The organism is Chitinivorax tropicus (genome assembly GCF_014202905.1).
GTDB lineage: Bacteria > Pseudomonadota > Gammaproteobacteria > Burkholderiales > SCOH01 > Chitinivorax > Chitinivorax tropicus.
The window spans coordinates 12,767-37,002 of sequence record NZ_JACHHY010000015.1; the positions used below are offsets into that span (position 1 = coordinate 12,767).

At 56.2% G+C, this 24,236-nt stretch carries 21 protein-coding genes; 14 read left to right on the forward strand and 7 right to left on the reverse strand.

The window, feature by feature from the left end; translation table 11 throughout:
- Positions 1-73 precede the first annotated feature (73 nt).
- The 5 genes from HNQ59_RS12295 to HNQ59_RS12315 all read right to left on the reverse strand — a co-directional run bounded on the left by HNQ59_RS12295 (position 74) and on the right by HNQ59_RS12315 (position 5,193).
- On the reverse strand, positions 74-976 hold the full coding sequence (locus tag HNQ59_RS12295; RefSeq protein WP_184039711.1) for a NotI family restriction endonuclease: 903 nt from the start codon (positions 974-976) through the stop codon (positions 74-76).
- Complete coding sequence (locus HNQ59_RS12300) at positions 976-2,133, reverse strand: DNA cytosine methyltransferase (protein ID WP_184039714.1); 1,158 nt, start codon at positions 2,131-2,133, stop codon at positions 976-978. Before HNQ59_RS12300 ends, HNQ59_RS12295 begins: the two co-directional genes overlap by 1 nt.
- A gap of 60 nt (positions 2,134-2,193) precedes the next feature.
- Positions 2,194-3,498 (reverse strand): replication-associated recombination protein A, encoded by a 1,305-nt coding sequence (locus HNQ59_RS12305; RefSeq protein ID WP_184039717.1) that lies wholly within the window; start codon positions 3,496-3,498, stop codon positions 2,194-2,196.
- Between the two features lie 284 nt (positions 3,499-3,782).
- Positions 3,783-4,400: an outer membrane lipoprotein chaperone LolA gene (lolA, locus tag HNQ59_RS12310; protein ID WP_184039720.1), complete on the reverse strand. Its 618-nt coding sequence runs from the start codon at positions 4,398-4,400 to the stop codon at positions 3,783-3,785.
- A gap of 100 nt (positions 4,401-4,500) precedes the next feature.
- Positions 4,501-5,193: an OmpA family protein gene (locus tag HNQ59_RS12315; protein WP_184039723.1), complete on the reverse strand. Its 693-nt coding sequence runs from the start codon at positions 5,191-5,193 to the stop codon at positions 4,501-4,503.
- Positions 5,194-5,626: 433 nt separating this feature from the next.
- On the opposite strand from HNQ59_RS12315, the gene gyrA reads away from it, so the two are divergent.
- The 3 genes from gyrA (at position 5,627) to HNQ59_RS12330 (ending at position 9,925) form a co-directional block, all read left to right on the forward strand.
- A complete protein-coding gene (gyrA, locus tag HNQ59_RS12320; protein WP_184039726.1) occupies positions 5,627-8,221 on the forward strand; it encodes a DNA gyrase subunit A in 2,595 nt (864 codons plus the stop codon).
- 153 nt (positions 8,222-8,374) lie between these two features.
- Entirely contained in the window at positions 8,375-8,713 is a 339-nt protein-coding gene (locus tag HNQ59_RS12325) for a ComEA family DNA-binding protein (protein WP_184039729.1), read from the forward strand.
- 408 nt (positions 8,714-9,121) lie between these two features.
- A complete protein-coding gene (locus HNQ59_RS12330; protein WP_184039731.1) occupies positions 9,122-9,925 on the forward strand; it encodes an enoyl-CoA hydratase in 804 nt (267 codons plus the stop codon).
- A gap of 57 nt (positions 9,926-9,982) precedes the next feature.
- Here the strand turns inward: HNQ59_RS12330 and HNQ59_RS12335 are convergent, their stop codons facing one another.
- Entirely contained in the window at positions 9,983-10,510 is a 528-nt protein-coding gene (locus HNQ59_RS12335; RefSeq protein ID WP_184039733.1) for a thioesterase family protein, read from the reverse strand.
- A 230-nt stretch (positions 10,511-10,740) separates the two neighbouring features.
- Here HNQ59_RS12335 and pepP point away from each other — a divergent pair, with 230 nt between their 5' ends.
- The 5 genes from pepP (at position 10,741) to HNQ59_RS12360 (ending at position 16,318) form a co-directional block, all read left to right on the forward strand.
- Entirely contained in the window at positions 10,741-12,045 is a 1,305-nt protein-coding gene (gene pepP / locus HNQ59_RS12340) for a Xaa-Pro aminopeptidase (RefSeq protein ID WP_184039736.1), read from the forward strand.
- Positions 12,046-12,068: 23 nt separating this feature from the next.
- Entirely contained in the window at positions 12,069-13,250 is a 1,182-nt protein-coding gene (locus tag HNQ59_RS12345) for an FAD-dependent monooxygenase (RefSeq protein ID WP_184039739.1), read from the forward strand.
- On the forward strand, positions 13,247-14,440 hold the full coding sequence (locus HNQ59_RS12350; protein ID WP_343074260.1) for a UbiH/UbiF family hydroxylase: 1,194 nt from the start codon (positions 13,247-13,249) through the stop codon (positions 14,438-14,440). The genes HNQ59_RS12345 and HNQ59_RS12350 overlap by 4 nt, the downstream gene beginning before the upstream one ends.
- A 276-nt stretch (positions 14,441-14,716) precedes the next feature.
- A complete protein-coding gene (locus HNQ59_RS12355; RefSeq protein ID WP_221320238.1) occupies positions 14,717-15,487 on the forward strand; it encodes a DsbC family protein in 771 nt (256 codons plus the stop codon).
- Between the two features lie 63 nt (positions 15,488-15,550).
- Positions 15,551-16,318: an energy transducer TonB gene (locus tag HNQ59_RS12360; RefSeq protein WP_184039742.1), complete on the forward strand. Its 768-nt coding sequence runs from the start codon at positions 15,551-15,553 to the stop codon at positions 16,316-16,318.
- Here the strand turns inward: HNQ59_RS12360 and HNQ59_RS12365 are convergent.
- Positions 16,254-17,294, reverse strand: coding sequence for an NADP(H)-dependent aldo-keto reductase (locus tag HNQ59_RS12365; RefSeq protein ID WP_184039745.1), 1,041 nt, complete (start codon positions 17,292-17,294; stop codon positions 16,254-16,256). The two genes, HNQ59_RS12360 and HNQ59_RS12365, sit on opposite strands and share 65 nt — an antisense overlap.
- 218 nt (positions 17,295-17,512) lie before the next feature.
- Here HNQ59_RS12365 and HNQ59_RS12370 point away from each other — a divergent pair, with 218 nt between their 5' ends.
- The 6 genes from HNQ59_RS12370 to HNQ59_RS12395 all read left to right on the forward strand — a co-directional run bounded on the left by HNQ59_RS12370 (position 17,513) and on the right by HNQ59_RS12395 (position 24,200).
- Positions 17,513-18,661 (forward strand): MalY/PatB family protein, encoded by a 1,149-nt coding sequence (locus HNQ59_RS12370; protein WP_184039748.1) that lies wholly within the window; start codon positions 17,513-17,515, stop codon positions 18,659-18,661.
- 93 nt (positions 18,662-18,754) lie between these two features.
- Positions 18,755-19,420 (forward strand): GntR family transcriptional regulator, encoded by a 666-nt coding sequence (locus tag HNQ59_RS12375; protein ID WP_184039751.1) that lies wholly within the window; start codon positions 18,755-18,757, stop codon positions 19,418-19,420.
- 115 nt (positions 19,421-19,535) lie between these two features.
- Entirely contained in the window at positions 19,536-20,603 is a 1,068-nt protein-coding gene (gene aroG / locus HNQ59_RS12380; RefSeq protein WP_184039754.1) for a 3-deoxy-7-phosphoheptulonate synthase AroG, read from the forward strand.
- An 86-nt stretch (positions 20,604-20,689) separates the two neighbouring features.
- A complete protein-coding gene (locus HNQ59_RS12385; RefSeq protein WP_184039757.1) occupies positions 20,690-22,168 on the forward strand; it encodes an acyl-CoA synthetase in 1,479 nt (492 codons plus the stop codon).
- On the forward strand, positions 22,168-22,959 hold the full coding sequence (locus HNQ59_RS12390; protein ID WP_184039759.1) for an alpha/beta fold hydrolase: 792 nt from the start codon (positions 22,168-22,170) through the stop codon (positions 22,957-22,959). The genes HNQ59_RS12385 and HNQ59_RS12390 overlap by 1 nt, the downstream gene beginning before the upstream one ends.
- A 116-nt stretch (positions 22,960-23,075) precedes the next feature.
- Positions 23,076-24,200, forward strand: coding sequence for a GGDEF domain-containing response regulator (locus HNQ59_RS12395; protein WP_184039773.1), 1,125 nt, complete (start codon positions 23,076-23,078; stop codon positions 24,198-24,200).
- Positions 24,201-24,236 lie beyond the last annotated feature (36 nt).

Sequence of the window (24,236 nt, forward strand, 5' to 3'; positions counted from 1 at the left end):
CTCGCAGAAATGCCGGTGCATCGGCAATCTAGGCATCCAGATCGCCGAGTGGGCCATTTCAGCATGAAGTTCTTTAGCGACAGGATAGAATTCCCCTGATCTTGCCATCCAGACTCTCACCAGATGGCAAGTTCGGGCCGTTGATAAATCTTGATGAAAATTCATCCAGTTTGAATTTTAAGGTTCTGGCCTCGGTAAGTGTCCTGGTGGTGCCGGACACCGGAAGAGGGCCAAGATCGTATGTGTGCACTGAAATGACATCTTTTCCACCCTCTTGAACAAGTGGGATGTCATTGCCAATAATCTCTTCAAACCGCTGGTAAACAGGTTCAGGTACAATAAAGTACAAACCCTGTTTCACAAGCCTTGATTTTGAATAAACCAGACTTTTTCTGATGATTTGTGGTATCAAACGCTTGTGAACATTAGCCCAGTTCAAACCATGCCTAGAAGGCGGAATGTTCATTTTCTGATCACGTGCCGCGTACCACGAGTCGCGATAGTTTCCAGTAATATCAATGCTCTGGACCTCAATGCCAACGTAGCTGGTGAGCGCGCCATCAACAATATGAGCTAACACCCAATCCATGCTCATTTTGCTCAATTTAACTTCTTTTCCAGAGTTCTGGCCAAGCGCAACAACACAATCCAATGACGTGCCAGTTTCAGTTACCTTCTTGATATATTCATCAAAAAGCAAAAATTGAGCATCACCGAAAACTTCACTACTGACCCGCTTGATGGTTGCATAACAATCTGCATAAAGTCTATTTGGGCAGATAATGACATTCTGACCACCGTTGGATACAGAACAGGTTCCATAGCAAATGGTATTGGTATGGTCATATTTTGAACATGCCTTTCCAATGAAAGGGCATGCATTCAGTTGCCAGAACTGTCTGGCTATTTGTGTGATATCAGTTGGGTTGTATCCGAATATTTCAACTAAAGAGCGTGACTTTGATATTTTCGCCATTACGAAATCAACCTTTTGATTGTCTCTCCAATTGCCTTAGCCATCAATGGCGGAACCGCGTTGCCCACTTGTTCAAATTGCTCGGTCAAACTTCCCGTGAAAATATAATGATCTGGAAAGCTTTGGATTCGGGCCGCTTCTCTTACTGAAATCGCTCGATCTTGAGTGGGATGGAAGAAGCTACCCCAGTGTGGATCGCATTTGGTCAGGATTGTTGAGCACAACTCATCTGGGTGAAGCCTGCCGTACCGCTTTGTATGGTCGCTCCTTCTTGCTCGTTGCAAGCCTGCAGGTAACAATTCGTGTGGAATGTCCCTCCAGCTTCCACCTTGCGGAATATGCTTCAGTCGCTCAAGGTTGGCTTTTCCAAGTTTCGCGCAGCCATGATTGAAGATTTTTGTTGAATCTTCTCGAAGAATTTTCTGAAATTCAGATTGTGGTGGTTTGGTATATTCAACATCATCAATCAGCTGCCCAAGAGCAAGCTCTGGCAAGTCAGAAAGTGCATCCCAAACTGTAGTTTTTTCCTTTAATCTCGTTGCAAGCAACGGGGGAACTTGAATGCAAAGTTCTTTTGCCCCAGCAAAATTTGCAATAGCTGTTGCATTTCGTGTTGGTTCTGGAAACTCAATCTTTGCGCTGTCTCTGAGTGCAATGAAGATGGTTCTGAAGCGCATTTGTGGAACACCATAATGACCTGCAAATAGAATTCGATGATCAACGGTGTAACCCATCTTTTCGAGATGGGCATAAATAGCACTCACGGCAGTGCCTTTTCCAAGTGAGACGATCCCTGGAACATTCTCAATCAAAATGGCTTTGGGCTTTAGAATATCGGCAATCCGCAAATATTCTTTAAATAGATGATTTCTTTGATCATCCAGGGTTCGGATTGGCGCATTGATTGAAAAGCCTTGGCACGGCGGCCCTCCAGCAATCAAATCCAGTTCGCCTGGTTTCAGCCCAGTCAATTTTAGAATATCTATCTCTGATAGCTTGCGAATATCATTCGTTACAACATGTGCGTGAGGGTGATTTTTTGCGAAAGTGGCCGCATAAGTGGGGTGAATGTCTGAACCTAATATTGACTGAAAGCCCGCCATGTTCAAACCACAAGTCAAACCACCTGCACCTGAGAAAAAATCTACCAGTTTCATCTAATTAGTCCAAATCCTGCCTACATCTATCAAACTTCAAAATTTCCTGATTTTGAAGACTTACTTCTTACCCGCTTTTTCATCCCACTTCCGCAGAAGAGCCAGTTTTTCACCAATTTTGATCTCAAGACCTCTTGGTGTTGGTTGATACCAACCAGGCTCTTCTATGCCGTCAGGAAGATAGGTTTCACCTGCAGCATAGGCATTCGGTTCATCATGGGCATAGCGGTATTCGTGCCCATAGCCTAGTTCCTTCATCAGTTTGGTTGGTGCATTGCGCAGGTGGACGGGTACTTCGCGGCTTTTGTCTTGTTTGACAAAGGCTTTTGCCTGGTTGTAGGCGTTGTAGCCCGCATTGCTTTTGGCGGCGACAGCCAGATAGATCACCGCCTGCCCGAGTGCCAATTCACCTTCAGGACTTCCCAGTCGTTCATAGGTCAGTGCGGCATCGTTGGCGATCTGCATGGCTCTTGGGTCGGCAAGCCCAATGTCCTCCCAGGCCATGCGGATGATCCGCCTGGACAGATAACGCGGATCAGCACCGCCATCCAGCATCCTTGTTAGCCAGTACAATGCTGCATCGGGATGGGAGCCTCGAACCGATTTGTGCAGGGCGGAAATCTGGTCATAAAAATTGTCTCCGCCTTTGTCAAAACGCCGCGAATTCAAGGTCAGGGCATTTTGGATGAAGTCAGCGTCAATTTTCTGGATACCTGCTGTGCTCGCTGCTGTTTTGCACTGTTCGAGCAGGTTCAAGAATCTTCTTGCGTCGCCATCGGCATAGCCAATGAGGGTGTCTCTTGCCACCTCATCGAATGTCAGGTCAGGGAGCGCCGTTCTCTGTGCGCGTGCGAGCAAGTCCTTCAGCTCATCTTCTGTCAGCGATTTCAGCACATAGACTTGGGCGCGTGACAGCAAGGCTGAGTTCACTTCAAAAGAGGGGTTCTCCGTTGTGGCGCCGATGAATGTGACCAAGCCGCTTTCCGCATAGGGCAGCAACGCATCTTGTTGGGACTTGTTGAACCTGTGAATTTCATCTACGAACAGAATGGTATGCCTGCCTTGCGCAAGGTTCTGCTCTGCTTGTTCCATGGCGGCTCGGATGTCTTTGACGCCGGAGAACACTGCTGATAGGGCGATGAATGCGCAGTCGAAGGCGGTTGCGGTCAGCCTGGCAAGCGTTGTCTTCCCAACCCCTGGCGGGCCCCAGAAAATCATGGAGTGTGGTTTGCCAGATTGAAAGGCCAGCCTCAGTGGCTTGCCCTGGCCAAGCAGGTGAGACTGGCCGATGACTTCATCCAAGGTCTTGGGCCGGAGGGCCTCGGCCAATGGTGCTACAGGTGCTTGCGAGAACAGGTCAGCCATGCGTCACCTTGCCTGGGCGGTGGGGCTGAGCGGTAGCCTTTTCTGATCGCTGTTTTGCAATATGTATGGTGCCTTTGCCGAAAAGGCAGGCTGCATCGGCTAACACGCTGGTGTGCTGATACGATTGCGGCAGAGCCCGCGGGGTTGTCGGATGTGGATTGCTTGATTTGCCAGTCAAGTGCAGAAACGGGCCAAGGCGAGCCGGTAGCTGACCCATGGTGCCAGCCAGTGGGCCAAGCTGAGTCAGCCTGACCGGAACTGGCTGTGGTTGCAGTTGGTGCAGATCATTCACTGATTACATCCACGCCTTTGGGGGGCACGAATTTGAATTGGTCTGCGGACAGCTTTGGGTTGCGTTCCAATTTGTTGAATCGGATCACGGTGGTCTGGCCAAAGTTGTCTTTCAGCTCCATGACCACCAGCTCGTTCTTCGCAAAGCCCATTTTGACGCTTTGGAAGGTGGATTCGCTGGATTTGGGCTTGGCATCCAGCCAATCCAGCCCGTCTTTGCTGCCCGCATCTTTCAGGACATAGGCTTTTTCGATGTCATTGCTGCCCGCCAGCAATGCAGCAGGGCTGGAGCCCAGAGCTTGATCGAGTTTTTTGACGGTGACCTGCTCGATGTCTTTGTCGTACAGCCATAGCTTCTGGCCGTCACCCACGATCACTTGATCGTAGGGTTTGGTGTAGGTCCAGCGGAATTTGCCGGGGCGCTGGATCATCACATGTCCACTGGCCTGCTGGCTGTTGGCAGCACGTTGGCCGGTGACCTGTTGCGTAAAATCGGCCTGCAGTGAATCGGACCCGGCCACAAACGCCTTGAGTTGTTCAATGCCGCCAGCCCAGCTTGTTGGGCTGTTCAGCAGCAGGGAAAGAAGTAGGGGCAATGTATAAGGTTTCATGGTCGGGCATTATGCGGTAAAAACGATCACCAAGGTCAAGGTGCTTGTTAAAGACAAAAGCCCCGGAGGACCGGGGCTCTTGGAGGAAACCAGCCGCTGATCAGTTAGCGGATTTGGTGCCCTTCAGTTCGATCTCAACCCGGCGATCAGGCTGCAGGCAAGCGATCAATTTCTTGGTCTTCTTGTTGCCTTTGCAATCTTCAGGCTTGGTCACAGGCTGGGATTTGCCCAGGCCCTGTGTCGTGATCTTGTCAGCGGGCAAGCCTTTGCTGACTGCGTAAGCCTTCACTGATTCAGCGCGACGCTCGGACAGTTTCTGATTGTACTTGTCGGAGCCGATGCGATCGGTGTGGCCGGAGATCTCAACTGTGCCGTCGATGCTCTTGACGTGAGGTGCCAGTGCGTCTTCGATGACTTTGTCCAAGGCAACTTTACCTTCGTTGGACAGCTTGTCGCCATTGAAGGCAAACAGGACATCAGCTTGCAGCGTGAACTTTTCGGTCTTCGGAGCAGCCGGCGCGACCACAGGTGCAGGTGCTACCGGTGTGGCAGGCGCTTCGACAACCGGCGCGGGTGCGGGAGCAGGCGCTGGCTTGGGTGGCATCAGGCTGGCATCGCACTCTTCGGTTGCATTTTCTTTGGTCCAGTAGCCGGTACGCCAGCATTCGCTATAAGCGTTCTTCACGACGGAACCCGTGGAACCATCTTGAGTGTAGCCTTCGCTTGCATGAGCGGTAAAGCCGGCAACGGCCAACGAAGCTGCCAACACAGACTTGATCAGTTTGTTGGTCATATTGTTTTCTCCTGACTGAAAAGGGTCAAACTGGAAATTCTTATTATTCAGCGGGCTTAATCAGAGCCCGGCAACGTGGTAAGGATAGCTTTAAAGCCCGAATGATACCAAACGAAATGTGGCTGAAATGTGAAAGCAGGGCGCAACTGTTGTTTTTTTGCAAACAAGTGGCCATCGGATGGCGTTTTCGGGGCGGTTTCAAGCCAGGTCGTCATCATTTTTCACTTTGGCGGCCAGGCGAGGCGACATGTATTTCCAGGCACGTTGATCGACATGCACGGAAGCCCAGGGAGGCGGATGGCAGCGCGACCGGGCGGGTCATTTCCCAGGCAGGTGACGTGCTTTGGAAAATACCAGGGACGCATCAATTGGTCGGGTGGGCCTGCCGTGCTAGAATCTTGTCTATTTTTCGCATCGAAAAGCCCAAGGATACATGGAACAGTTCGCAAAAGAGACCATACCCGTCAGCCTTGAAGAGGAAATGCGCAAGAGCTATCTCGATTATGCAATGAGCGTGATCGTCGGTCGAGCGCTGCCGGACGTGCGGGATGGCTTGAAGCCTGTACATCGCCGCGTTTTATTTGCAATGCATGAGGCCAACAATGTCTGGAACCGCCCATATGTGAAGTGTGCACGTATCGTCGGGGACGTCATGGGTAAATACCACCCGCATGGCGATGCTTCGATCTACGATACGCTGGTGCGCATGGCTCAGGATTTCAGCATGCGTTATACCTTGGTCGATGGCCAGGGTAACTTCGGCTCGATCGACGGTGACAATGCGGCGGCGATGCGTTATACCGAGTGCCGTCTGGAGCGGATCTCCGGTGAGTTGATGGCGGACATCGACAAGGAGACCGTCGATTTCGTACCCAACTATGATGGTAAAGAGCAAGAGCCATCGGTGCTGCCAACCCGCTTGCCCAATTTGTTGATCAACGGCCAGACTGGTATTGCAGTCGGGATGGCAACCAATATCCCACCACACAATCTGTCTGAAGTCATCGATGGCGCATTGGCGTTGTTGCGCAACAGTGAGCTGACGGTTGATGAGCTGATGGAATACATCCCGGCGCCGGACTTCCCCACTGCTGGCATCATCTATGGCATCAGTGGCGTGCGCGAGGGTTATCGCACAGGCCGTGGCCGGGTGGTGATGCGTGCCCGTACCCATGTCGAAGAGGTGGGTAAGGACAAACAGGCCATCATCGTTGATGAGCTGCCCTATCAAGTCAACAAGAAGAACCTGATCGAGAAGATCGCGCAATTGGTGCGTGACAAAGAGATCGACGGCATTGCCGATCTGCGTGACGAGTCCGACAAATCCGGCATGCGGATGTACATCGAGCTCAAGCGCAATGAGATGCCAGATGTCGTGCTCAACAATCTGTTCAAGCAGACTGAGCTGCAATCCACATTTGGCATGAACATGGTGGCGCTGGTCGATGGCCAGCCACGGTTGCTGAATCTCAAGCAGATCCTCGAATGCTTCCTGCGGCATCGTCGTGAAGTAGTGACCCGTCGCACCGTCTATGAGCTGAAAAAGGCGCGTGAGCGGGCTCATGTCCTGGAGGGTCTGGCGGTTGCGCTGTCCAATGTGGATGAGGTGATTGCGCTGATCAAGGCATCACCGACCCCGCCAGAGGCCAAGCTTGCCTTGATGTCTCGTGAGTGGCGCTCTCCACTGGTTGAGGACATGTTGGCGCGCGTTGCATCCGATGCAGCCCGCCCTGAATGGCTGTCACCTGAGTTTGGCTTGAAAGCGCAAGGCTATAAGCTGTCGGATACACAGGCCCAGGCGATTCTGGATATGCGCCTGCAGCGCCTGACCGGGTTGGAGCAGGACAAGCTGCAGGCTGAGTATCGCGAGGTGATGGATAAGATTCTGGATCTGTTGGATATTCTGTCCAAGCCGGAACGGGTGACCCAGATCATCGCTGATGAGCTGGCAGACACCAAGCAGATGTTCGGTGACGCACGCCGCTCCGAGATCATTCCTTTTGGCGAAGACATCAGCCTGGAAGACCTGATCACGCCGCAGGATATGGTCGTGACCCTGTCGCATGGCGGGTATATGAAGGCGCAGCCGCTGGACGATTACCGGTCCCAGCGGCGCGGTGGACGTGGCAAGCAGGCTGCCGCCACCAAGGAAGACGATTTCATCGACAACCTGTTCATTGCCAATACCCATGATTACGTATTGTGCTTCTCAAGCCTGGGGCGCGTGTATTGGATCAAGGTCTACGAGGTACCGCAAGGCGGGCGTACCGCCCGTGGCAAGCCGATCGTCAACCTTTTGCCTTTGCAGGACGGTGAAAAGATCAATGCGATCCTGCCGGTGAAGACGTTTGACGAGGATCACTATGTGTTCATGGCCACCAGCCTGGGCACCGTCAAAAAGACACCGTTGTCGGATTTCTCCCGCCCGCTCAAGAAGGGCATCATCGCCGTCGATCTGGACGAGGGGGACTACCTGATCGGCGTGGCCATCACATCAGGGAAACATCAGGTCATGATGTTCTCCGATGCCGGCAAGGCGGTTCGCTTCGACGAGCAGGATGTACGCGCCATGGGTCGTCAGGCACGTGGCGTGCGCGGCATGCTGCTGCAGGAAGGCCAGTCGGTGATCTCGATGTTGGTTGCCGACTCTGAAGACTGGCAGGTGTTGACTGCTACTGAGAACGGCTATGGCAAACGCACCCCGATTGGGGAATTCCGCTTTACCAGCCGTGGCACGCAAGGGGTGATTGCGGTTGATCTGACGGAAAAGACCGGCCAGAAACTGGTCGCGGCCACGCTGGTGCAGACCAGTGACGAAGTCATGCTGATCACGACCGGTGGTGTATTGATCCGCACCAAGGTCAGCGAGATCCGTGAGACAGGGCGTGCCGCACAGGGGGTGCGTCTGATCAATCTGGACGAAGGCGAGAAGTTGTCCGGGCTGGAAAAGGTCATCGAGACGGAAGGCGAGGAGATCGAACAGGAAGGTGACGAGGGAGCTGACATCAGCCCGGATTCCGATGCCTGATTGTTCATCGCGCTTGATCCGGCGGGTCCCATCCGGACGCGTTCGATAGGCCGAAAAAGCCACCGCAAATGCGGTGGCTTTTTGTTTTCTTGCAAATATGTGTGGTCTGCACTAATACAAAACGGGTTGTCTTTCATTTAAGGGGGGCAGGTGATGAAGAGTGTACTGATTGCATTGTTGACATGGCTGGCAATGATGGCCGGGGCTTGGGCGGCGGTTGACCTCAATGCTGCGAGCCAGCAACAGCTGGAGGCATTGCCCGGCATCGGCCCGGCAAAAGCAAAGGCCATCATTGAATATCGCACCAAAAATGGACCCTTCAAGGCCCCTGAGGATGTGATGAAGGTGTCTGGCATCAAGCAGGGGACATTCGATAAGATCAAAGGTGAGCTGACCGTTGGCGGTAAAGGGCCTGCGCCGGCAGCTAAGCCTGCTGAGGCCAAGGCGGGCGCCAAACCGGCTGAGCCGAAGAAAGAAGAAAAGAAAAAGTAATCGACATATTCCACTTCAAAAAACAGCACCGGGCAGGGTGCTGTTTTCCTTTCAATACGCCCAATTCACATGAATTTTCCCGTTTTTTCCTGATGGATGTTGCAGTGCCGCGATGTGTGTTCGCTGTATGGGCGCACCAGCCCAATTGTGTGCCGGATATGCATTCCTGCTCATGTTTTTTTGATTTTTGCATTGCAAAACAGGTTGTTCTGAATAATTTCGGCAAATATGCTAGCGTTAGGTTCTGTTGACGAACGAATGTCGGTGTGACGGAAGACAGCGGACAACGGCTCAGTTACCCGACAATGAGTAGCACTGATTGAAATGGAGGTCGGCCACCAAGGCATTGATGGTTTATTACCGAGGCAGGGAGGCGCTTTGGCATGCAATGTGTAAGGAGACATCACCATGCAGTCCGTTGTCGTTGAGGATGAAGTAACCTCGCTAGTGCTTCGTGAGCGCCATGAAGGCGTTGTTCAACTCACCTTGAATCGTCCCAAACAGCAAAATGCGCTGTGTAGCCAACTGCTCTCGTGCCTGCAGAGCGAGCTGGATGAGATCTCTCTGGATGAATCAGTCCGCGTGGTGGTCTTGGCAGCTAAAGGTCCTGCTTTCTGCTCCGGGCATGATCTGAAAGAAATCCAAGGACGCTACACGCGCGAGCATTGTGTGGCCCTGTTCCGCCAATCAAGCAGATTGATGATGACCATGACACGGATGCCCCAGCCCATCATTGCCAAGGTGCATGGCATGGCCACGGCAGCGGGGTGTCAACTGGTGGCCAATTGTGATATGGCCGTGGCCTCGACGACGGCCAAATTCGCGACTTCCGGTATCAATTTCGGGCTGTTTTGTGCAACACCTGCTGTGGCAATCAGCCGCAGCTTACCTCGTAAGGTAGCTGTCGAAATGCTGTTGACCGGCGAGTCGATCGACGCCCACACCGCCTTTGTGCGTGGCATGGTGAATCGGGTGGTGTCGCCAGAGCATCTGGATGAGGAAACCATGCGCCTGGCGATGTCGATCTGTGATAAACCGGCGTCCTCCATCATGGCTGGCAAACAGATGTTCTACCGGCAGCTGGACATGGGGCTGGAGCAGGCCTATCAATACGCAGCAGAGGTGATGGCCTTGAACGTGATGTCAGAAGATGCGCACGAGGGTATCCAGGCCTTTCTGGATAAGCGCCCCCCGCACTGGCGGCCAGCCTGACCATCGTGAACACCCGAGTCGCCCGGCATCTGGTCTGTAACGCCATGCCGGGTTGGCTTATCTAGTGGCATTTTTTTTCAGTTGGAATGCTGCAGCCCAGGCCTCAACATGAGCCGGAACGATTGGCGAGGGCTCGTCAAAGCCAATCGAACCCAGGACGGTGGCCGATGACACCTTCTCGCGGCCTTTGACAAACAGCCCGCGCAACACCGCAGAAGCACACACCTTGCCATCCACTTCGAAATCTTGTTGGATGTACCAGTATTTTTCATCCCAGCACAGTAAGCGGGTCACCAGCTCAAATGATTGAAAAGGCTTGATTTCACGGATGAAGGTGAGATCTGCCGCCTGGACGACCGGCCCCCATTTGTGGCGTAGCAGGGTGCCCAATATGCCGGTGGTGCCCAGCAGATAGGTTCGGCCCAGATCCATGAATGACAAATAGCGTGAGTTGGTCATGTGCATATTGATGTCACAATCCCACGGCATGCAGCGAAAACGTTGCCGGGACAGGGCCAGCGCGTGGGTGGGTTTGGCCAGCAGTGTGCGGATCAGGGTGATCAGAAAGCGAAAGTAGAGATTCATATGGCGGCGAAATCGGGTGGATCGGGTGTTCAAGTAGCTGTGCATTTTACCTGTAAAAGCCAATCGATTCTGTTGCCATCGACTCGTGGGGCGGGTGTATGCCATGTCCATGGCACCTCGGGAGGGCTTGATTGTCGGCAATATTTGTGGGATGCCCGGGGCCCGGAACACAGCCCGATCGCCTATAATGGGCGCTGTTTTTATGATCGTAACTGATTCGGATTACCTATATGACTCAACTCGCGCTGACCATCGCCCGCCGTGCCCGGCTTGCAGGGCAGATGAAACAAGGCGTTGCGATCATTCCCACCGCGACCGAGCTTGCCCGCAACGCAGATTCGAATTTCCCTTTCCGCTTTGACAGCTCCTTCTTTTACCTGACAGCCTTTCCCGAACCAGACGCCATCGTGGTGATCGTGGCCGGGCCGCAGCCCATGAGTATCCTGTTCTGCCGGGAAAAAGACCCGGAGCGGGAGATCTGGGATGGCTATCGATACGGCCCCGAGGCGGCCAAAGCGAAATTCGGGTTTGATGAGGCGTGGCCTCTGGCTGAGATGGATCAACGGATACCCGAGATATTGCATCATCAGTCCTGTCTCTACTCGGCCTTCGGTGTGGACGCCAGCTGGGATCAGCGTGTCAGTGGTTGGTTGCAGGCCACCCGTCGCCTATCAGTCCGCGCCCATGTTGGCCCCACGGAGCTGCGAGATTGGCGCACCCTGGTCGATGAGATGCGCCTGATCAAAGATGAGCAGGAGCTGGGTGTGATGCGGCGGGCGGCGGCGATTTCAGGTGATGCCCATGTCCGTGCCATGCGTTTCGCCAAGCCGGGTTGCTTCGAATATGAGGTCGAGGCCGAGCTGATGCATGAATTCTACCGCCGTGGCAGTCGGGCCCCGGCCTATGGCAGCATCGTCGCTGCTGGGGCCAATGCTTGCGTGTTGCACTACGAGACCAACAATGCCGTGTTGAACGATGGGGATCTGTTATTGATCGATGCAGGGTGCGAGCTGGAAGGTTATGCCAGCGATATCACCCGTACCTTTCCGGTCAATGGCAAATTCAGCGGGCCACAGCGGGATGTCTACGAGATCGTGCTGGCCGCCCAGCAGGCAGCGATTGACTTGATCCGCCCTGGTGCGCTGTGGAGCGATCCGCATCTGGCTGCCGTCAAAGTCCTGGCGCAAGGCATGTTGGACCTGAAATGGCTGGAGGGCTCTCTGGATGCGGTGATCGAGTCTGAAGCCTATCGACAGTTCTATATGCATCAGACCGGGCACTGGCTGGGGTTGGACGTGCATGACGTCGGAGACTATAAGCAGCAGGATAGCTGGCGGGCGCTTCAGCCAGGTATGGTGATGACCGTTGAGCCCGGGCTCTATGTGCGGCCAACGGACAAGGTTCCAGAGGCTTTCTGGCATATCGGCATCCGTATCGAAGACGATGTGGCCATCACCACAACCGGCCACGATGTATTGACCGCTGGCACCCCGAAGACCATCGCAGATATTGAAGCCACCATGGCAACGCGTTGAACAAGGATCACGAGGAAGCGGTCATGACCAATCAGATTGCCCAATTACCTGATCATCTCGACATCGCCATCGTCGGTGGCGGCCCTGTGGGTGCGGCTCTGGCCTTGTCATTGCAGGATGCCGGCCTGCATGTGGCCGTGCTGGAGGCTCGGGCAGGTGAGCCCAAACCCGACCCACGCGCCCTTGCCCTGTCATGGGGGAGTGTCCAGACGCTTGAGCGGCTTGGCGCCTGGCAGGGGTTGCAGGAGTCCACACCGATCAAGACTGTTCATGTTTCGCAGCGGAGTGGGTTTGGGCACGCGACTTTGTCGTGTGAAGAGCTGGATGTGCCTGCTCTGGGTTATGTGGTGAATTATGGGGACTTGGCTGGCGCACTGCATCGCCGCCTGTTGCAAGCGCCTGTCCACTATCAGCAAGGGGTACAGCTGGATACGGTCAAGGCACTGCCAGGCTATGTGGCCATGCGTCTGAATCAAGGCCATAAACAGAAAATGGTGACAGCCAGCTTGCTGGTGGTGGCCGATGGCGGCAAAAGCCTGACGACCTTGCCCGGCATCGAGCGTCGCATGCAGGATTATGGGCAGCATGCTGTGATCTGCGATGTCAGGACAGATCAGGCCCAGCGTTGGGTGGCCTATGAACGGTTTTCCGAACAGGGCCCGATGGCTTTGCTGCCGCGTGGCGAGGGGTTCACGGTGGTGTGGACTTGCGGCAATGATGAGGTGGAAGCCTGCATGGCATTGTCGGATGAGGTGTTCCTGGCGCAGCTGCAAGGCAGGATGGGGGATCGGGCTGGGCGTTTCATCTCCACCGGGCCGCGTGCATCCTTCCCGCTGGCTTTGCGGCGGCTGGTCAGCCCAGTGGGCGTGCGCACGGTGCTGATCGGCAACGCGGCCCAGGTGTTGCACCCCGTCGCCGGACAAGGTTTCAATCTTGGCCTACGTGATGCGATCGCATTGGCGGATGTCGTGGCCTCGACAGCGCGCGACACGCTGGGGACGCAGCCCATGCTGAATCGGTACGCCAAGGTGCGTAAGCTGGATGCGACCACCACGACGGCCTTTACCGACAGCCTGATCAAATTATTTGCCTTGCCGGGCAGCCTCGCCAGCTCGGCAAGAGGCAGCGGCTTGGCCTTGCTGGATTTGGTGCCCGCCGCCCGCAAGCGTTTTACGCAACATATGGTATTTGGAGCCGGGGCATGAGTGATCTGCAAAGTGATGTCATCATCGTAGGTGCAGGGCTGGTTGGCAGCAGCTTGGCCCTGGCCTTGGCCGGAAGCAGGCTGCGGGTGACGTTGATCGATGGGCGGGCACCCGCTCCCTTGCCCGAGGATGATTCCTGGGATACGCGGATCTATGCCATCAGCCCAGGTAGCCAGCAATTCCTGACAGAGCTGGGTGCCTGGCAGCGTATGCCGGGAGATCGTCTGTCGCCGGTCAGCCAGATGAAGGTGCGCGGCGATGCCCAAGATGCCTGCTTGGCTTTTTCGGCAGCCGATGTGCGGGTTCCTCAACTGGCCTGCATACTGGAAAACCGGCTGCTGCAGGATGCGCTGTGGCAAGCTGTCAAAGCGGCGGACAATGTGCAGATCATCTGCCCTGCAGAGCCCACCCACATGGCGCTGGATGGCCATGCGGCTTCGTTGACACTGGCGGATGGGCGGGTGATTGAAGGTCGATTGCTGGTCGGTGCTGACGGTGCGAATTCCTGGGTGCGTGCCCAGGCTGGTATCACCGCTGCGCCCCGCCTCTACCAGCAAAAAGGTGTGGTGGCCAATTTCGCGTGTGAGCGCCATCATGGACAGGTCGCTCGTCAGTGGTTCTTCCCGGACGGTATCCTGGCATGGCTGCCGTTGCCTGGGAACCTTATGTCAATGGTATGGTCTACCTGGGATGCGCAAGCGGACGAGCTGGTCGCTCTTGATGCAGACATCCTGTGTGAGCGGGTCGCCCAGGCTGGCAACCACGAGCTGGGCAAGCTCAAGCTGGTGACTCTCGCCGCGGCCTTCCCGCTACGGTTGTTGCATCTTGATCGTATCGTCTCGCATCGGCTAGCGCTGGTGGGGGATGCCGCCCACAATGTCCACCCACTGGCTGGGCAGGGCGTCAATCTGGGCTTTCAGGATGCATGCATCCTTGCTCGCGTCCTGAAGGCCGCCGGGGCTGGCGAAGACATCGGGGAGCATTTGCTGCTGCGCCGCTACGAGCGGGCGCGCAAAGAAGATATCCTGGCCATGCAGACTGTGACGGATGGTCTGCAGCGCCTGTTCAATAACGACAACAGCCTACTTGGCTGGTTGCGTAATACAGGTCTGGCATTGACAGACCGCTTGGGCCCGATCAAGCATCGGCTGATTCGTCATGCACTAGGTTCTGTTGACATGGTTTCCTAGTCCGCGTTGGCCGGTGTTGGGCCTGTGCCGTTGTCGCAAGCCGCTTGCATGGATCATGATGTGGCGTCGTCTTGCTGCCGGGCTCGGGTGCAAGATCAGGCCAGCCCGATGGGTAGAGATGGGAGGTGGGGCGGTCCATTGTTGTCACGCGCTGGCATGGCCCGCCATGCAGCGCATGTGGTACGTGGTCTTGCCCTCAACCCGCTTTGGCACAAGTTTAGGGAAACCGTGTCAGCAGAACCTTGAAATACATTGGAGAAATCGTTGAGTACATTCATGTTGAAAGTTGGGCGTGTGAGCGCCTCGGTGGCGGTGACATTGGCGCTGGCGGCCTGCCTGCCGAATTCCACCGTGGCGGCGGATAAGCAAGCGGACAAAGGCCCGGTCAAGCCTGCGGTGGCTGAGGACATCAAGAAAAAGCTGGCAGAACGCCTGCCCAATGTCAAAATCGATAGCGTGGCCAACACGCCGATCAGCGGCTTGTACGAGGTGGTGGTCAACAAGCGCGATATCGTCTACGTGGATCGCGAAGCCAAGTATCTGATGGATGGCAATCTGGTTGATCTGTCGGTGCGCAAGAGCCTGACAGAAGAGCGGGCGGCTGATCTGCGCCGTGTCGATTTCGGCACGCTGCCATTCGACGATGCCATCAAAGTGGTCAAGGGCAAGGGTGAGCGTAAGCTGGCGGTGTTCTCTGACCCGGATTGCCCATTCTGCAAGCGTCTGGAAGCCTCGTTGAAGGATATGGATAACGTCACCATCTATACCTTCCTCTACCCGCTGGCCCAATTGCACCCCGACGCACCCCGTAAATCCGCCCTGGTCTGGTGCGCGGCGGATCGTGTCTCGGCATGGAATGCATTGATGCATGAGGGCAAGCTGCCGGAAGGCGAAGGCAAATGTGATACCCCGCTGGCCAAGATCGCCAGCCTGGCAGAGCAATATGGCATCAGTGGCACACCGGGTATCGTGTTCCCGAATGGCAAGCTGGTGCCAGGGGCCATTTCTCGCGAACAGATCGAAAAAGAGCTGGGCGCGGGCAAGTAACCGTGTGATGGGGCGCTCTGCAAGGTGGCAAGCTTGACGACAGGGCGTTCCATATTGAATTTGATGACAGCGCTATCGCTATCCTTGGCGCTGCATTACCTGTTGATCTTTGGGTTGACTGCCTATGGTGATCGGCCCAGCAGCCAGTCCCGGCAATCCATCTCTGTCCACCTGTCCAAGGTGGATCGCAAGATGGTGGCGCCTGCCAGCCCAGCCAAGGCAACGCCGCTTTCCGTGCCACAATCCAAGCTGAAGCTGCCTAAGCAAAGCCCCCCCCCGCCTTCCGCCCACACATCGCTGCCCACCATGTTGGGCGAGACGCAGGCCACCGCTTCGCCTGAAGAGAGCCCGGGTTCACCGGCAGTGGTGTTGCCTGAGCCTGTACCGTTCATGCCCAGCCTGGGGATCATTGAAGCGCCCGATCTGACCTATTACCCCTCGGCTGAGGTGGACGAGCCCGCCGTGCCGACGGAGCCGATTACCCCGTTTCTGCCAGTGTGGGCACTGAAGAACCCGGACAAGGAGATCAATGGTCGGGCGTTGTTGCGGCTATGGGTCGATGAAAAAGGTGAGGTAGAGAAAGTCGATGTGGTGGAATCGAACCCATCAGACCTGATGGATGACAATGCGCTGTATGTCTGGCGCCATGCCAAGTTCAACCCAGCCATCAAGAATGGCAAGGCAGTGCGCAATCAAAAGCTGATCGAGGTCACCTTTGGTGATGTCACCAAAGTTTCGCCCGATCAGCTGATGGTGGTCGAGCAGCCTAGTGCACCGGGTTCGGATGGCGCTGGTGAATCGCCTCGATTTCGCTCAAAACGGGATCACTGAGCTGTAAGCTCGCACTGTTGATGTTTTCGGCCAGCTGGTTGAGATTGGTGGCGCCGATGATATTGCTGGCGACGAACCAACGGCTGGTCACAAAGGCGAGCGCCATCTGGGCCGGGGACAGGCCATGCTCCCGTGCCAGCTTCACGTAGGCGGCGGTGGCCTCTTGCACATAGGGTTTTTGATAACGCCCACCAAATTGCGGGAACTGGTTCAGACGGCCCGTTGCCTGCGGGTTATCCAGATATTTGCCCGATAACAGGCCGAATGCCATCGGGCTATAGGCCAGCAGCCCCACCTGCTCATGATGGCAGGTTTCAGCCAAGCCCATTTCAAAGGTCCGGTTCAACAGGCTGTAGGCATTCTGGATGGTCACGATACGTGGCAGCTGCAGGCTGTCTGCGATCCGCGTGAATTGGCATACCCCCCAGGGGGTTTCATTGCTGACACCAATGTAGCGTATTTTTCCTTCTTCGATCAGCGTTGCCAACGCGGCCAGCTGGGTCTCGATATCGGGCGAAGGGCGTTGCTGCGTCGGATCATAGCCGACTTGCCCAAACATGGGCACATAGCGGGCGGGCCAGTGCAGTTGGTACAGATCGATGTATTCGGTTTGCAGGCGTTTGAGGCTGGCCTCCACCGCCATGCGGATCTGACGGGCATCGAGGCGTGGGGTTTCACCCCCCCGCACCCATTCCAGGCCCCGAGAAGGGCCGACCACCTTGGTGGCGATCACCAATTTACTGCGATCCTGCCGTTTCAGCCAGGTACCCAGATAACGCTCCGTCGATCCTTGCGTCTCGGGGCGGGCGGGGACTGGATACATTTCAGCTGCATCGATGAAGTTGATCCCGCGCGAGATCGCGTAGTCAAGCTGGCTATGGGCTTCATCTTCCGTGTTCTGCTCTCCCCAGGTCATAGTACCCAGGCAGAGTCGGGAGACAGTGAGATTGCTATGGGGTAACGAAAGCATTTGCATGATGACCTTCCTGATTCGGTGTCGGTTCTGTTGAAACAGTGCCAGCAGAGCCTTGTCGGCAGATCAGCCATCATAGCCGATCTTGACGTGGTGTATAGGGGAGTGATGACGCGGTGTTGCCGACGATAACATGCGGCATGAGCGCAGACATGGCACTTGCGGAGAATCCACACTTCAGCCAAGAATGGCGACACCCCTTACTGACAAAGAGTTTTCCCATGCACTTTGACTTTGATCATGTGATCGATCGCCGTGACAGTGATAGCCTCAAGTGGCAGCGCTATGCCCAACAGGACATCATCCCCATGTGGGTGGCCGACATGGATTTTCCCGCTGCGCCAGTCATCCAGGCTGCGCTGCAGGCCCGCGTGGAGCAGGGGATCTATGGTTATGGTCTGCCGCCAGCGGGCTTGATCACAGCGCTGATCGACTACCACAAGAACCGTCACGGTTGGCTCATCCACCCAGAGTGGCTGGTGCCCTTGCCCAGCCTGGTGACAGGTTTGAATCTGGCCGCACGAGCGGTGGGCGAGCCGGATGGCAGGGTGGTCATGGCCACGCCGGTGTATCCCAAATTCCTCAGTGCACCGACCGAGGCGGGCAAGACACGCGTCACCGTTCCGCTCAAGCAGGTCGAAGGACGATGGGAGTGGGACTGGCCAGCTTTGGACACGGCGCTGCAAGGGGCGGATCTACTGTTGCTGTGCAACCCCCATAACCCGGTTGGCCGGGTGTGGCGACGGGATGAGCTGGCGCAGATCCATGCCTTGTGCGCGAAGCATGGCGTGGTCGTCTGCTCGGACGAGGTGCATTGTGATCTGGTGCTGGCGGATGATGTGCAGCATTGCAGCTATGCCACGCTGGGCGAGCAGGCACTCGATCAGAGCATGATTTTGTTGGCACCGAGCAAGACCTGGAATCTGGCGGGCCTGGGGTGTGCAATGGCAGTGATTCCAAATGCAACATTGCGCAGGCAATATCTCAAAGCCATGCTGGGCCTCGTGCCCCATGTCAACGTGCTGGGTTACGCAGCCGCCGAGGCGGCCTATCAGCATGGAGAGCCGTGGCGGCAGGCGTTGATCGACTACCTGCGTGGCAACCTTGATGCGGTCACGCAGGCATTGGATGGCTACCACGGCTTGCGGCTGACACGTTGTGAGGCCACTTACCTGGCCTGGATCGACTGCCGTGACGCCGGGATCACATCGCCCACCGCGTTTTTTGAATCAGTCGGGGTGGGGATCTCGGATGGCGCGGAATTTGGCAGCCCAGGCTTTGCCAGGTTGAATTTTGCCTGCCCGCGTAGCGTGTTGGAGCGCGCGTTGCAGCGGATCAGAACGGGTTTGGCAGCACGCACTGGTCAATAATACGATTGATTGATTGTTGAACAATTGATCAATTGAGGCCGATCGGGCACAGTAAGCCACTTTGGAACGTGCCCGATACAGGTTGAGCGCAAGATGACTTTCATACCCCAAGATTCGCTGACAGAGCAGATTGCCCGTTACCTGGGGCACCAGATCATCACCGGGCATTTGAAGCCAGGGGAACGGATTCAGGAGATGCGGATCGCCAGTGAGCTGAACGTCAGCCGAGGCTCGGTCCGCGAAGCGTTGCTGATCCTCGCCCGTCGCCACTTGATCGAAATCCTGCCTCGACGTGGGGCTGTGGTGTCAGCACTGACCGAGGTTGAGATCCGCAGCCTGTATGAGCTGTGGTTCATGCTGCTGAAAAAGGTCGCCATGAATGCCGCAATCATGTGGCAGGACGATGAGTTGGCGCAATTCACGGCACTGATCAAAGAGATGGGCGAATACGCCGAGCGCAACGATCTGGAACGTTTCTACGACAAGCTGTCGGTCTTCCTGACGGTGATCTACCCTTATGCCAACAACAGCTTCATGGTGCAGGTCATGGAAGATCTGCTGCCGACTGGCAAACGCTGTTCCTATATGGTCTTTCGCCTGGGCAAAAGCGAACTGATGCGATTGTATGAATCATTCGTCCATGTCATGGATAAAGTGCTTAAACGAGATGCGGAAGGGGCCGGGCAGCTGGTCGAGCAGATTGGTGCCGAGCAGTTGAAATTGGCGCTGGATGCCCTGAGAGTGCAGGTTGCGCAATAATATTGCGCAATGGTGAAAATTGGTGCTGCAGAATTGCGCAGTCACTGTCATAATGACCTTCGTGCGTCGAAATTGTTGCGACGCGATCACGGATTGACTTTGAGCTGGAAGCATCATGAGACGTAGAACAGACGATATACATATCAAAGAAATCAAAGAGTTGACCCCGCCGATCTATTTGATCGAAACCAACCCGATCACCGATACCGCATCGCATACGGTCTATAACGCCCGCCAGGCGATCAGCCGCTTGCTGTGTGACCAGGACGACCGCCTGTTGGTGGTGATCGGCCCTTGCTCGATCCACGATACCGAAGCCGCCTTGGAATACGCCGGTAAGCTGAAAGGCTTGCGCGACGAGCTGGCCGAAGACCTGGAAGTGGTGATGCGGGTGTATTTCGAAAAGCCCCGTACCACAGTCGGCTGGAAAGGTTTGATCAACGACCCCTACCTGGATGACAGCTTCGAGATCAACGACGGCCTGCGCACAGCCCGTAAGCTGCTATTGTCCATCAACGACCTGGGCGTGCCGGCTGGGACTGAGTTCCTCGACATGATCTCGCCGCAGTATTTTGCCGATCTGATCAGCTGGGGGGCGATTGGTGCCCGCACCACCGAGTCACAGGTGCATCGTGAGCTGTCATCCGGGCTGTCTTGTCCGGTCGGCTTCAAGAATGGTACTGATGGCAATTTGAAGATCGCGGTCGATGCCATTCGCGCAGCCCAGGTGCCGCACCATTTCCTGTCGGTGACCAAGCTCGGCCATTCCGCCATCGTATCGACCACCGGCAACCCTGATTGCCATGTGATCCTGCGTGGTGGTAAAGAGCCCAACTATGATGCGGCAAGTGTGGATGCGGCAGCTAAAGAGCTGGAGAAGGTTGGCCTCTCGCCCAAATTGATGGTGGATTTCAGCCATGCCAACAGCCGTAAGGACTATCGTCGGCAGATGGAGGTGACTGATGACGTGGCCAACCAATTGGCCGCCGGTGAGAAGCGGATTTTCGGTGTCATGATCGAGAGCCATCTGCAAGAGGGGCGACAAGATCTGATCCCTGGCAAAGAATTGTGCTACGGTCAAAGCATTACCGATGCCTGCATTGGCTGGGCCGACACCGAGGTGGCGTTGCGCCGATTGGCTTCGGCAGTGCGTGAGCGCCGTGCCAACGCTTGCGCACAATGATGCCCTAGGCGCTGCCCCACTGGCATCGGGCGAGCCTCAGGACTGCAGACGGCGCGTTTTCGCGCCGTTTTGTATGGAGACCACGAATGCTTGCAATCACCCCGCTGGGCGAGTGGCTGGACTATTGGCGGCTGCGGGCGCCGTCCCGAGAGGCGTTGATCGAGGCGGATACTGGGGCTCGTTGGAATTATCAGCAACTGGCCGATGCCTGTGACCGGCTGACGGGCGCGCTACGCGCAGAGCGGGTTGCGGCGGGTGACCGGGTTGCCTTGCTCGCCCGTAATCGGGTGGAAACCATCCTGTTGTTGTTTGCCTGTGCCCGCCTGCGGGCGGTGCTGGTGCCTTTGAATACCCGCCTGACCGCTGCCGAGCTGACCGGTTTGTTGCAAGACGCAGAGCCCTGCCTGTTGCTCCATGACGACACGCAGGCGGCAACCATTCCACGGTTGCAGCACGCCTGCCCGGCCAAGCCGCTTACCGATCTGCAAGCATTGGCGGGCAGCCCGGCACCATTGTCACAGACTGACCCCGAGCAACCGGTGCTGATGTTGTACACATCTGGAACGACGGGGAAGCCCAAGGGCGCGCTGCTTTCCCAGCGCATGGTGTGCTGGAATGCCATCAATACCTCGATCAGCTGGGATCTGTCCGGGGCGGACAGCACCATCATCCATACGCCGTTTTTCCACACCGGCGGCCTGCACGTCTTGACCACCCCACTGCTGCTGCGGGGGGGGCGGCTGGTGCTGTTGCCGGTTTTCGACCCCGAGCAAGTGCTGCATTGGTTGGAGACGGCACGCATCAGCACGCTGTTTGCTGTACCCACTATGTTCCAGCGGCTGCTGGATTCCCCCGCCTTCGCTGACACCGATCTGAGCCACCTGCGCTTTTGCATCAGCGGTGGCGCACCTTGCCCGGTCGAGTTGATCGAGCGCTATCAGGCACGGGGCGTGGTGTTCATTCAAGGCTACGGCTTGACCGAAGCGGGCCCCAATTGCTTTACGCTACCTGCGCACGATGCGCTGGCCAAACAGGGCTCGGTGGGTTTCGCCAATTTTGCGACCCGGGCGCAAGTGGTCGATGAAGCAGGGCACCCTGTGCCTGTGGGCTCAGTGGGTGAGCTGTGGCTGGCCGGGCCGACGCTGTGTAGTGGATACTGGCGGAATCCGTCGGCAACCCGGCAGCTGTTTCAGGATGGCTGGCTGAAAACCGGTGATCTGGTGCGGCAGGACGCAGAGGGATATACCTGGATTGTCGATCGCAAGAAGGATATGTACATCTCAGGCGGAGAAAATGTCTATCCTGCAGAAATAGAAGCCGTCTTGTTGCAATTTCCCGCCATTGCCGAGGCTGCCGTCGTCGCACGGCCAGATGCCGAATGGGGCGAGGTGGGTGTGGCCCACCTGGTGCTGAAACCCGGTCAGGTGTGGGATGAAGCAGCCTTGCGCGCATTTCTGCAGACCCGGCTGGCGCGTTTTAAGCAACCCAAGACATATTGCATCGAGACGATGTTGCCACGCACCACGACCGGCAAGATCCAGAAAAATCAACTGAAGGAGATTTGATGCCGCTGGCCGAGCTGAACACAACCGAGCTGTATTACGAGCTGCATGGAAATGGACGCGATGTGGTGGTGCTGCTGAATGGTATCTCGATGAGCACGGCGGCATGGGGGCTTCAGGTGCCGGCTTTGGTCGCAGCGGGTTTTCGGGTGTTGTGCTACGACCTGCGTGGGCAATGGCAGTCCGGCAAGCCCCAGCAAGATGCCTATACCATGCCACAACATGCCGATGACTTGGTGGGGCTGCTGAGCCACCTCGATATCGAAGCCGCTCATCTGGTGGGTATCTCCTATGGTGGTGCTGTTGCCCAGCATGTGGCCATCGGCCATCGCAGTCGGCTGCGAAAACTGGTGCTGGCCGACACCTTGGCCTGGTCGGATGAAGTCAACAACGTGGTGGCTGACACGTGGTTCGCCGCCGCCAACAGCGGGCACCCCACCTTGCGCTTCGATGTCGGGTTGGCCATGACATTCGGCAACACCTACCTGCGGCACAACCCCGTGTTGATTGCCAAGATGCGTGAATTCGCCGCCAATCAGCCTTGGGCGCCGCTGGCCCGCCTGATCAATGGCATGCGGATGCATGACGTGCGCGATCATCTGTCGCAGATCAAGGCTGATACACTTGTCATAATTGGAGAGGATGATCGATTTACACCGCTTTATCATTCACGGCTGCTGGCGGATCGCATTCCATCTGCTAAACTCGCGGTGATTGAGGATTGCGGCCATGCATCTTGCCTTGAGCGCCCAGAGGCCTTCAACAAGCTGGTGCTGGATTTTCTTGCCACATAGAGCCCACTCCGATCATTGTTGTGCCCGCCACAACAGCCCCGCGAAGCCTGCCTGATCACGTCAGGCGAGCTGGCGGGTGAGATAGGTTGCTGCTCACCACTAAATGCATTGAACACATGAACGCCGATAGCACTCCTGCCAGCTCACTCCCGCGCATTCTCGTCGCTGATGATTCGCGCATCGTCCGTGCCACCATCCGCAAACATCTTTCTGGTGTGTTCGACATCATCGAAGCCGTGGATGGAGAGGATGCCTGGTCGATTTTGAAGGCACATCCGAACATCCAGGTGTTGATTTCTGACTTGGGCATGCCCAATCTGGATGGTTTCGGCCTGCTGCAACGGATTCGTACCACCGAAGACGCACAATTACGCAAATTGCCGGTGATCGTGATTTCGGGTGATGAGGAAGAGGAGGTGAAACGACGTGCCGTCGGGATGGGGGCCAGTGACTTCATCACCAAATCCACTGATCGTACCGAGCTGATCGCACGTGTCACTGCCAATGTGCAGCGTGCCGAAACCGAGGCTGCACTCGATGAGAGCCGCGCCGAGCTTGATAAGAAAGCTGCAGAAGATGCGACGACCGGCCTGGGGACTCGCAATCTGCTGGAGCACAATACCCGCCAAGCAATTGCGCACGCCGCCCGCCACCATCAACGCGTGATTCTGTTGTTGCTGCAGTTGGATCGTTACGAGGAGACGGCAGCACGGTTCGGTCAGGCCGTGTCGGATCAGATCCTGAAAGCATTGGCGAAATTGCTGGCCTCCAAGGTTCGCGGTGAAGACACCATTGTCCGGCTGGGTGATTCATCTTTTGGCGTGTTGTCGGCCAGCCATGCAGCAGGTGAGGAAATGATCCTTGCCGAACGCCTGCGCACCGCGCTGGAAGGGGCGCGTATCAATTTCAAAGGCCACATCCTGCGGTACACCGCCAGTGTTGGTGTGCTGAACACTGAGCCTAATATTGAGGCAGAAGAAGCCTTCAGCATCGCGGAGGCCCGGATGAACGCCGCCATCAAGGCCGGTGGCAATCGCGTGTTGGCGCAGGATGTAACACCTCACCCATTGATCAAACCTGATCTCGCAGGTGCGCTGGCCTTGATCCGTGAAGGGAAGGTGCAGGATGTCGTGCCCTTTGCCGCAGAGCTGCTGGGTGAAATGATGCCCTTGCTGAATATCGCCAATCAGCAATTGTTACTGGGGTTGTCGATGGACAAGCTGCGTGAGAAGGCCCGCTGAAACAGCGTGCCAGATGGATCGCCACCCCAATGAACA